The organism is Carboxylicivirga litoralis (assembly GCF_025499605.1).
Lineage (GTDB): Bacteria > Bacteroidota > Bacteroidia > Bacteroidales > Marinilabiliaceae > Carboxylicivirga > Carboxylicivirga litoralis.
Genome location: NZ_JAFMVC010000050.1, coordinates 1 through 10,842, shown reverse-complemented (window position 1 = coordinate 10,842; position 10,842 = coordinate 1). Strand labels below are relative to the sequence as shown.

General features: G+C 36.8%; 9 protein-coding genes. All 9 read left to right on the top strand.

From position 1 onward, the window contains the following. A partial coding sequence (locus tag J1N10_RS20165; protein ID WP_262328537.1) for a permease occupies window positions 1–1,299 on the top strand: 1,299 nt, incomplete at its 5' end. Window positions 1,300–1,393: 94 nt separating this feature from the next. Beyond that, window positions 1,394–1,771, top strand: coding sequence for an HYC_CC_PP family protein (locus J1N10_RS20160; protein ID WP_410053458.1), 378 nt, complete (start codon window positions 1,394–1,396; stop codon window positions 1,769–1,771). 108 nt (window positions 1,772–1,879) lie between these two features. Further along, complete coding sequence (locus tag J1N10_RS20155) at window positions 1,880–5,674, top strand: efflux RND transporter permease subunit (protein WP_262328535.1); 3,795 nt, start codon at window positions 1,880–1,882, stop codon at window positions 5,672–5,674. 4 nt (window positions 5,675–5,678) lie between these two features. After that, window positions 5,679–6,914 (top strand): TolC family protein, encoded by a 1,236-nt coding sequence (locus tag J1N10_RS20150; RefSeq protein ID WP_262328534.1) that lies wholly within the window; start codon window positions 5,679–5,681, stop codon window positions 6,912–6,914. Between the two features lie 16 nt (window positions 6,915–6,930). After that, window positions 6,931–8,538: an efflux RND transporter periplasmic adaptor subunit gene (locus J1N10_RS20145; RefSeq protein ID WP_262328533.1), complete on the top strand. Its 1,608-nt coding sequence runs from the start codon at window positions 6,931–6,933 to the stop codon at window positions 8,536–8,538. Window positions 8,539–8,561: 23 nt separating this feature from the next. Next, a complete protein-coding gene (locus J1N10_RS20140) occupies window positions 8,562–9,095 on the top strand; it encodes a hypothetical protein (protein ID WP_262328532.1) in 534 nt (177 codons plus the stop codon). Window positions 9,096–9,125: 30 nt separating this feature from the next. After that, window positions 9,126–9,641, top strand: coding sequence for a hypothetical protein (locus tag J1N10_RS20135; RefSeq protein ID WP_262328531.1), 516 nt, complete (start codon window positions 9,126–9,128; stop codon window positions 9,639–9,641). 19 nt (window positions 9,642–9,660) lie between these two features. Next, complete coding sequence (locus J1N10_RS20130; RefSeq protein WP_262328530.1) at window positions 9,661–10,026, top strand: heavy-metal-associated domain-containing protein; 366 nt, start codon at window positions 9,661–9,663, stop codon at window positions 10,024–10,026. 155 nt (window positions 10,027–10,181) lie between these two features. After that, window positions 10,182–10,842 (top strand): hypothetical protein (locus J1N10_RS20125; RefSeq protein ID WP_262328529.1); only part of this gene is annotated, 661 nt, incomplete at its 3' end.

Genomic DNA, 10,842 nt, shown 5'->3' with positions numbered 1-10,842 from the left:
GATACTTCCTTACTTTGTATTATCAAAAAAATCAGAGCTATGGAAGTACAACAATATATTACCACTTTTCTAAACGATTTTGTTAAGATATTAAGTGAAATGTCTCCCTATCTTCTTTTAGGATTTTTCTTTGCCGGGTTATTATATGCCTTCATTCCTCAAAAGAAAATCGAACGTTATTTTAATGGTAAACCCTTTAAATCTTCAGTATTAGCGTCCATATTTGGTATTCCTTTGCCACTTTGTTCATGTGGAGTTATTCCAACGGGTACGGCATTTTATAAAAACGGTGCATCAAAAGGAGGAACTGTTTCTTTTTTAATATCCACACCTCAAACAGGTGTAGATTCTATTTTAGCAACATTCTCATTAATGGGACTACCTTTTGCAATTATAAGAGTTTTTGCGGCATTGGTGACAGGAATCACAGGAGGATTAATAACAAGTGTCGTAACTAAAAATGAATCAGAAGAAAGAACTTTTCAGGAACAATCGGAAGAACATAAAACGTTCTCTCAAAAGATAATTAATGTATTCCGATACGGATTTGTTGATTTTATCCAGGATATATCAAAATGGTTGGTTATTGGTTTGGTATTGGCAGCGATAATATCGGCACTTATTCCGAATGAGTTTTTTGAATTATTAAATATGCCTCCCATTGTACAAATGCTATTAATTCTTGTGGTTTCAATACCGCTTTATATTTGTGCCACAGGTTCTATTCCATTGGCTGCCATACTTATCTTAAAAGGTATTAGTCCGGGAGCTGCATTTGTTTTATTAATGGCTGGCCCGGCTACCAATGCTGCAACAATAACCATGATTGGTAAAGTTTTGGGACGGAAAAGCTTGTTTACTTATCTAGCAACTATCATTGCAGGGGCTTTAGGTTTTGGTTTAATCATAGATTATGTCCTTCCTGTGCAATGGTTTACCGAAATAACCCAACAACACCTTGGACATAATCATGGAGAATATCTTAATTGGTGGCAAATTACGTCAGGTATTATACTAATTGCTCTTATTATCAATGGCTATATTCAGAAATATCTGAAATCTAAAAACAATACAGTAATCAACTTAAATAATAGTACAATGGAAATTAAAACAATTAAAGTAGAAGGAATGACTTGTAATCATTGTAAGTCAAACGTTGAATCAAACCTTGAAAAACTGAATTTTGTAAGTAAAGCAAGTGTCAATCTTAGCGACAAAACAGTAACAATAGAAGGAGATAATCTTGAAATAGGGAAAGCGATGGAAACGGTAAACTCATTGGGTTACAAGGCTGTTTAGAGATACTAAACCCAAAAATGATATAACTCTAATCCATAATTTTGTAAAACATTTAGGATAAAATTGCGTTACTTTGTATAGAGAATAAATAATAATGTTTAGAAGAATAATCCATATCGTCTTATCGGTTTTCCTAATGGTAGCTACCACAGGGATAACTTTCTCTATGCATTATTGTGGAGGCGATTACGTTTCCACATCCATTAATAAAGAAGCCAAATCATGTTGTGATGGCACAGGTGGATGTTGTGAAAACAAAACAGTTCATATTGAGGTTGAAGATGATTATGTAAGTCCTGCGCAAATAGACAATACAAAAATTGCAGAGTTGGACGTACTGTTCCCTATTCTTTTTGCTTTACATTTTGAGCTGTTTCCTATAGAGAGTGAGTCATTTGAAGTTTATACAGATACTTCTCCACCTCCCACGATTCAAACACGCCTTTCTTTGCTACAAACATATCTTTGTTAGTCATTTAATTAATTGATTTACAATTCACTTTTAAAGTAGAACTGTATTGTTATGCAATTTATTTGCTGTAACTTTTAATTAATTAAATGTTTATCAAATTCATTAGATATGTTGAACAATACCATTAAATTCTTTTTAGAGAATAAATTGGTGACATTCCTACTTCTCGTAATATTCATTGCTTGGGGTATTATTTCGTCACCATTCAGTTGGGAAACAGGATTTCTCCCTTCTGACCCGGTTCCTGTCGATGCTATACCTGACATTGGCGAGAACCAACAAATAGTATATACGGAATGGGCAGGTCAATCACCACAGGACATCGAAGACCAGGTGTCTTATCCTTTAACAACCGCTTTGTTAGGGATTCCGGGTGTACAAACTATCCGAAGTAATTCCATTTTTGGAGTTTCAAGCATTTACATCATTTTTGAAGAAGATGTAGAGTTTTATTGGAGTAGAACCAGAATACTCGAAAAACTAAACTCATTACCTGCCGGAACACTCCCCAATGGCGTAACACCAGCTTTGGGACCAGATGCTACAGCTCTTGGTCAGATTTATTGGTATACGCTTGAAGGGCGTGACAAAAAAGGCAAGCCAAACGGTGGATGGGATCCCCACGAGCTAAGAACCATTCAAGATTTTTATATAAAGTATGGACTAACCGCTGCTAAAGGTGTTTCAGAGGTTGCCTCCATTGGTGGCTTTGTGAAAGAATACCAGATTGACATTGACCCTAACGCAATGAAAGCGCATGGCGTTTCTGTTGGTCAAATCATGCAAGCAGTTAAAAAAAGCAACCTTGATATTGGAGCAAGAACCATTGAGTTTAATCGTGTAGAATATTTAATCAGAGCTTTAGGTTACATCAAGAGCTTAGATGATATTGAAAAAAGCGTTGTGAGCGTTAAAAACAATATACCTATTCGCATAAAGGATATTGCCAATGTGAGTTTCGGACCAGCTACCCGTAGAGGTGGATTAGATAAGGGAGGTGCTGAAGCCGTTGGAGGTGTTGTTGTTGCCAGATACGGAGCAAATCCATTGGAAGTAATCAATAATGTCAAGGACAAAATCGAAGAAATATCACCGGGATTACCATCAAAAATATTGGATGATGGTTCGGTTTCAAAAGTAACCATAGTACCTTTTTACGACCGAACAGGTTTGATAAAAGAAACGCTTGGAACGCTACAGGAAGCCTTAACGCTTGAAGTTCTAATTAGTATTATTGTCATTATTATACTTGTTCTAAACCTTAGAGCCTCATTCCTAATTTCCAGTTTATTACCTATTGGAGTATTAATGACCTTTATTGCTATGCGCAGATTTGGTGTAGATGCCAACATAGTTGCTTTATCGGGTATCGCAATTGCTATTGGAGTAATGGTTGATGTCGGGGTAGTTTTCACAGAAAATATAATACGGCATGTCGAGAATATTGAGAATAAGAGTAAAAAATTACTCACAACCATTTATGATTCTACGGTAGAGGTTGCTCCGGCAGTAATTACAGCATTAACAACAACAATAGTTAGCTTTCTGCCTGTATTTGCGATGCAAGCAGCCGAAGGTAAATTATTTAAACCCTTGGCTTTTACCAAAACCTTTGCAATGGTATCAGCATTAATTATCGGTTTAACCATAATTCCTGCCTTGGCACACATTATCTTTTCAATAAAAATTGATAGAAAGAAAACAAAGCAAATTTTAAATATTGTATTAATTCTTTTAGGAATTAGCTTCTTATTCTTTGGCAAAGTGTTTATTGCTTTTGCAGTTGTAGGCATTGGAGTCAATAACCTATTAGATTACAAATGGTCAGAAGCTCGAAAAGAGTTTCCTAATTACATCAATATTGGAATAATAGCCATTATTGTTGTTTGGTTGCTTACAAAAGAATGGATGCCATTAGGCGCACAAAATAGTGATGCTTCGAACCTGATATTTACAGGTTTGCTAATAGGTCTTGTTTTAGCATTTATGCTATTGGTGGTTAAGTCGTATTCTAAAATTTTAAATTGGGCTTTAGCGAACAAAGCCAAATTTCTGAGCATTCCACTTGCCGTAGTTCTTTTTGGGATAGTCGCATGGCAAGGTGTTGACAGGGTGTTCTCATTCATGCCTGATAGCATTAAACAAAGTGATACATGGGCTTCTTTAAATAAAACATTCCCCGGAATTGGCAAGGAGTTTATGCCAGCCTTAGACGAGGGTTCATTTTTATTGATGCCAACAACAATGCCTCATTCCGGTATTGAAGAAAACCTTGAGGTCATTCGGATGTTGGACAAAAAGGTTAATGCCATTCCTGAAGTTGATAATGTAATTGGTAAATGGGGACGTGTTAGTTCTGCTCTCGACCCTGCACCAACGTCAATGTACGAGAATGTGATTAATTATAAGTCTGAATATATGCTCGATGAAAGCGGTCATCGTTTAAGATTTAAAACGAATAAGGATGGTGCGTTTGAGCTTAGTGATGGTTCTACTTATAATCCTGCCGATGGTTTTAAGGTGATAGCAAAAGACCAATTAATACCTGACAAATCAGGCGAATATTTCAGACAATGGCGTGAGCATATCAATTCTCCGAACGATATTTGGACTGAGATTGTTAACCAATCAAGCATCCCCGGATTAACATCTGCACCTAAGTTGCAACCCATTCAAACACGCTTAGTGATGTTGCAAACAGGTATGCGTGCCCCAATGGGAATTAAAGTTTTTGGGCCAGACCTGGAAACCATTGAAAAGATTGGTTATGAACTAGAAAACCATTTAAAACATGTAGAAGGTGTTGAACCTATGTCGGTATTTGCAGACAGGGTGGTTGGAAAACCTTACTTGGAATTGGATATAGACCGAAGTGCTATTTCACGTTATGGGTTAACCATTGCCGATTTGCAAATGACTTTGAGTAGTGCTATTGGTGGAATGAACCTTACATCTACGGTTGAAGGTCGTGAGCGTTTTCCGGTTCGTGTTCGCTATGCTCGTGAATACAGAGATAATCCCGAAGATTTAAAACGTATTCTTATACCAACCCCATCGGGTGTACAAGTGCCTCTTGGCGAATTAGCAGCCATTAATTATACACGAGGCCCACAATTGATAAAAAGTGAAAACACCTTTTTAGTAGGGTATGTAATCTTTGATAAAAAAGAAGGATATGCAGAAGTTGATGTGGTAGAAAATGCACAAGCTTATTTAGGCGAAAAAGCAGAGCAAGGCGTTTTTAATGTTCCTGCTGGGGTGAATTATAAATTTACAGGGAACTATGAGAATCAGATTAGAGCAACTAAAAGGTTGTTGATTGTGATTCCAATATCCTTGATTGTAATTTTCTTAATTCTCTACTTTCAGTTCCGTTCTGTTACCGCAGCAAGCTTGATTTTCTCGGGCATATTTGTAGCATTCTCAGGTGGGTTCATCATGCTTTGGTTATACAGCCAATCATGGTTTATGAACTTTAGTTTAGGAGGAATACATCTGCAAGACATGTTCCAAATTCACACCATTAACCTGAGTGTGGCTGTTTGGGTTGGCTTCATTGCGCTCTTTGGTATTGCTACCGATGATGGAGTATTGATTAGTACCTATTTGAAACAAATCTTTGACAAAAAACAACCTGAATCTATTACGGAGGTACGTGAGAAGGTTTTGGAGGCAGGTTTAAAAAGGGTACGACCAGCAATGATGACAACGGCAACAACCATTATTGCTCTCCTTCCTGTATTAACTTCCACAGGTAAAGGTTCTGATATTATGGTTCCAATGGCAATACCTTCAGTTGGCGGTATGCTCATTGCTACACTAACCATTTTTGTTGTTCCGGTACTATATAGTATGTGGCAAGAGAGAAATGTAAAAAAGATGTCTAAAACCTTAAAAGCATAATCACATGAAAAAGATAATATATATCCTGTCATTCCTTATGCTTGCTCTAACAGTGAGAGTTTCTGCACAAAACGAGTTGACCACATATTTGGAAACAGCAGCAGAAAACAACCCTGGTCTTAAAGTTAAGTTTAATGAATATATGGCAGCCTTAGAAAAAGTTCCGCAAGTTGGAGCTTTACCAGACCCAACATTTGCCTTTGGTTACTTTATTCAACCTGTTGAAACAAGAGTTGGCCCGCAGCAAGCTAAAATATCGGCTTCACAAATGTTTCCTTGGTTTGGAACATTGTCATCTCGTGAAAATTCAGTTGAAGCAATGGCAAAGGCTAAATACGAAGTATTTGAGGAAGCAAAGTCAAAGCTGTTCTACGATGTTAAATCTACCTATTACAACCTGTTTTTTATGCATCAGGCAATAGATATAACTATTGAGAACATAGACATTTTAGCCTCATTTAAAGGTTTGGCAAATATCAAAGTCGAATCGGGTTCGGCTTCTGCTGTTGATGCTTATCGGGTTCAAATGGAGATTAACGACCTTGAAAATCAGTTGGCTCTACTAAAAGATAATGCGCAAGTCTTGTCTGTTAAATTCAATAGTTTCTTAAATGTTGATGTGAATTCCAATATCCAAATGGGTGAAAAGTTGACGGGAGTTGAACTTTTAGACAAGCATTTAGCTTTGGATAGTGTTTTAATGAATAACAACACATTAGCTGCATTCGACTATCAGATTGAAGATTTACAATATCGTCAGAAGGTAGCTTCCAAAGAGGGATTGCCTCAATTTAATATTGGTTTCGACTACACCTTTATTGGCGAAGGAAATTCTACTGCATCCAACGCAGGGCAAGATGCCTTTATGTTCCCAAAAGTGGGTATTACTATTCCTTTGTATCGAAATAAGTACAAAGCAAAAGTGCAAGAAGTAATCTATCTACAAGAAGCTAAAACAAATGAAAAAACCGATAAGGAAAACTCCATAACGGTACTGTTTGAAATTGTTTGGAAAGATTACCAGGATGCACTTAGGCGAACAGTTCTGTATGAAGAACAAGAAGAGTTGGCAGAGAAATCACTTTCTATTCTTGAATCGGAGTACGCCACAAGCAATTTGAATTTTGAAGAGATACTACGCATGGAACGCAAGCTTTTAAAGTATGCTTTAGAAATGCAAAAAGCGACAGCCGATAAAGAAGCTGCCGTTGCTTTTATTCAATATTTACAAGGTCAATAATTTAATAGAAAACAAGATGAAAACAAATATAAATAAACGAGATATTAAGCTGATTGCCATTACAATGGTTGCAGGCTTATTTTTAGGATGGTTGTTTTTTCATTCATCAAGTAATGAAACTTCACACAACCATGAGGAACAAACCGAAGCTGAAGAAACGGTTTACACATGCTCTATGCACCCACAGATTAAGCAAAACAAACCGGGATTATGTCCTATCTGTGCTATGGATTTAGTTCCGATGGAAACAGGTTCAATTGAGGGAGAACATGTTGACCCTAATGAGATTCAAATGACTGAATCGGCATTGGCTTTAGCTTCGGTTCAAACAACCATTGTTAAAAAGGGAATTCCAGAAAAAGATGTGCAATTACTAGGTAAGGTAAAAGCTGATGAACGTAAAATATCTGAACTAACAGCACGTTTTGGAGGGCGAATTGAAAAACTGTTTATCAATTACACAGGACAACAAGTTAAGAAAGGCGAAAAGCTTGGCACTATCTATTCTCCTGAATTGATAACTGCTCAAAAAGAATTATTGGAAGCATTGAAATACAAGACTTCTAATCCATCTTTTTACAAAGCCTCAAGAGCAAAACTAAAGCTTTGGGATTTAACAGAACAACAAATTGATGCCATTGAAACACGTGGAGAAACGAAAACATTCTTTGATATTCAATCTCCGATTAGTGGAACAGTAACCAAAAGACATGTATCAATTGGAGACTATGTAAAAGAAGGTTCGCCTCTGTTTGAGGTGATTAACCTGTCAAAGGTTTGGGTTTTGTTTGATGCTTACGAAAGCGATTTGCCTTGGATTAAAAAAGGTGATGATATTGAGTTTACGCTTCAATCGGTTCCAGGGAAACAATTTAATGGGAAGGTAACTTTTATCGACCCCTTTATTGATGCTCAAACACGAGTAGCACAGGTACGTGTTGAACTACGAAATACCGATGGTCAGCTTAAACCTGAGATGTTTGCCAATGGTATTCTAAAATCAAATACTGCTCAAAACACCAATGAACTGTTAATACCAAAATCAGCAATTCTATGGACAGGTAAAAGAGCTGTGGTTTATGTGAAAGTTCCGGATAGAGAAACCAGCTCCTTTATCTATCGAGAAATTGTATTAGGACCAGAGGCAGGCAATTTCTATGTAGTAAGCGAAGGTTTATCTGAAGGCGAAGAAATAGCCATGAATGGAGTGTTTAAGATTGATGCAGCTGCTCAATTGGCAGGAAAATCGAGCATGATGAATCCGGGTGGCGGTCAAGTATCTACAGGACATAATCATGGAGAAACGCCCTTGAAAGGAGCTGATGAACATGCCGGGCATGATATGTCAGATGCAAACCTGAATCATGAGACTTTTAAAGTATCAGGGAATTGTGGCATGTGTGAAGAAACCATCGAAACAGCAGCTAAAGCTCTTGAAGGAGTGAATGAAGCAGATTGGAGTCAGGAAACCAAAATGATTCATGTATCATTTAATTCAGACAAGGTTAAACTTGCTGAAATACATAAAGCCATAGCTAAAGCTGGTTACGATACAGAATTGGAAAAAGCCATTGATGAAGTTTATAATGGACTTCCTGGCTGTTGCCAATATACAAGAGAATAAGTATTCACTTAAAATTATGAGATATGAAAACTTTAATAATATCATTCGGATTATTGTTTATGGTATCAACAGTTTTTGCTCAGTTGGTACAGGAAGAAGTAGTTGAAGGTAGATTTAGAACCTTTCAAATTGATAATGGTGATGCTAAATATTTGAAGTATGATAAAAAGGCTGAGATAATAAATATCTATAACCTTGACCATACAGTTTGGAAAACAGTTAAACTACCATTGCCCAAAGGTCACTTGCTTGACGAGATTAAGTTGGTTTCGACAAGCACCTTTAATAAAGATGAAGCCGTTGAAATATTGTACTCATGTGTTGTCTATGATTATTCAAACTTTAATGATGAAGACCCAACAATTAATGAGGATGAGTACATCACATTTACACTAAATATCATAGATGAAAATGGTAATGCTTTATTAAAGGAAGACCACAGTAATGATTACGAAATTGTAGAGTCGAATGGAAAGAAAAAGCTTTTGGTATACAAACATATAAGCAAAGGATTCTCTTCAAAATCTCAGACTGTAGTTTATTCAATTCCTCAATAGTTATTTGTAAATCTTAAAATTTAAATAGATATGAAAAAAACAAATTTGTTTTTAGGTATTGCACTAGTTGTTCTTGCATTTAGTGCTTGTGAAAAGGAAAGTTCTAATTCAGAAAAGGATTCTCTTTCTGAAATTGTAGGAACTTATAGTGGTGAGTTCTCTGATGATTCAGGGTTGAAATCAGGTAATTCAGGTACAGCTGATGTAAGCATGACTGAAAATGACCAGCTTCAAATTCATTGCTATGGTGATGTCATGGATACAACGTTCATAATGGACGCTTTTGAAAATGGGGATTCTGTAATGGTTTGTGATACTGGTGAAGCTTTTGAGATGCAATATGGTCACATGGGAAATGGTGGAAATCACATGATGGACATGCATAATAATCAATCTGAATGGCAACATCATATGTCTGATGACCATGAGGATGGAGATATGCACTATGGTGGATTTAATATGACCAACCACACTTTTGAATACAAGTTCCGAATGATGGATGGCGATTCACTTTATTACATAGTGTTTAATGGAAGTAAAGATTAATAATTAAAATCAAATAAAAATGAAAGCGATTTATTTAACAATGGTAATAGCTCTAATGAGCTTAACAACTGTATTTGGACAAGCTAAAACTGAAAAGTTTAAAGTCTATGGTAATTGTGGTATGTGTGAAAGCCGTATTGAAAAAGCTGCAAAAACGGTTGATGGTGTAACCGCTGCCGATTGGAACAAGCAAACTAAAATGATTGAAGTTTCTTTTGACGCTTCAAAAACTGATGTTCATAAAGTTCACATGGCAATTGCTAAAGCCGGACATGATACCGATATGCACAAAGCCAAAGATGAAACTTATGATTCACTTCCAGGTTGCTGCAAATATGAAAGAGCAGAAACAAAAAAGGAAGACCATAGTTGGCATAAGCATTAAAAGAAACATAAAATAAAAACACCCGACCGAATAATCAGTCGGGAGTTTTTTTATGCTCAAATTTTTACAAATTTCTTCAAAAACTTACAAACTCTTTCAAGTACCTTTAAACCCCAACACCCCTACCATAAGCCTACTATATGTTTGTTTCCACTATGGAAGCAAGCACAAAGAAAATACTAGGCACATTAGCAGCAGTAGCAGCCGTTGGCGGTGGTTTCTACCTCATTAAAAAAGGCAAAAAGCTTCTTGCAGGGGCAAAAATGAACTTTGCTCTTTTAGGATTCCGCATCCACAAAATGAACTTGCAGGAAGTTCAGTTTGCTGTCAAACTTCGTTGCTACAATCCCACAAAAGCCCCCATCACATTAGCCGTTAACCAGGTAGTGGCAAATTACAAAGGTTCGGCAGTCGCTTACTCTACCCCCGATATTAAAGGACTTACCATTGGTGCAGGCAAAACACAAGAGCCTGAAATCGTTTTTCAAGTGCCATACCTGAACCTTATGGGTAAAGGTCTTACTCTTTCCGTGCTTTCCAATACCGAGCAACTTAAAGCTGATATGACTTTCACCATGACCATCAGCGTTAATGGCGAAACTCTTACTACCACGCAATCATTATCAGAGGACGAAACCCAAACCGCAGGGTTGGGTTCGCTGAATTCCATTGAAAATAATAATACAATGAGGCAAAATATGAACGGATTAGCATTGGGCGCATTGGGCATTGTATCCGGCCCACGAAACACCCAAAACGGTAAACGTTTCAACCACCTTATAAAAAAGGCAAACGGACAGGACACATTTATAAAAA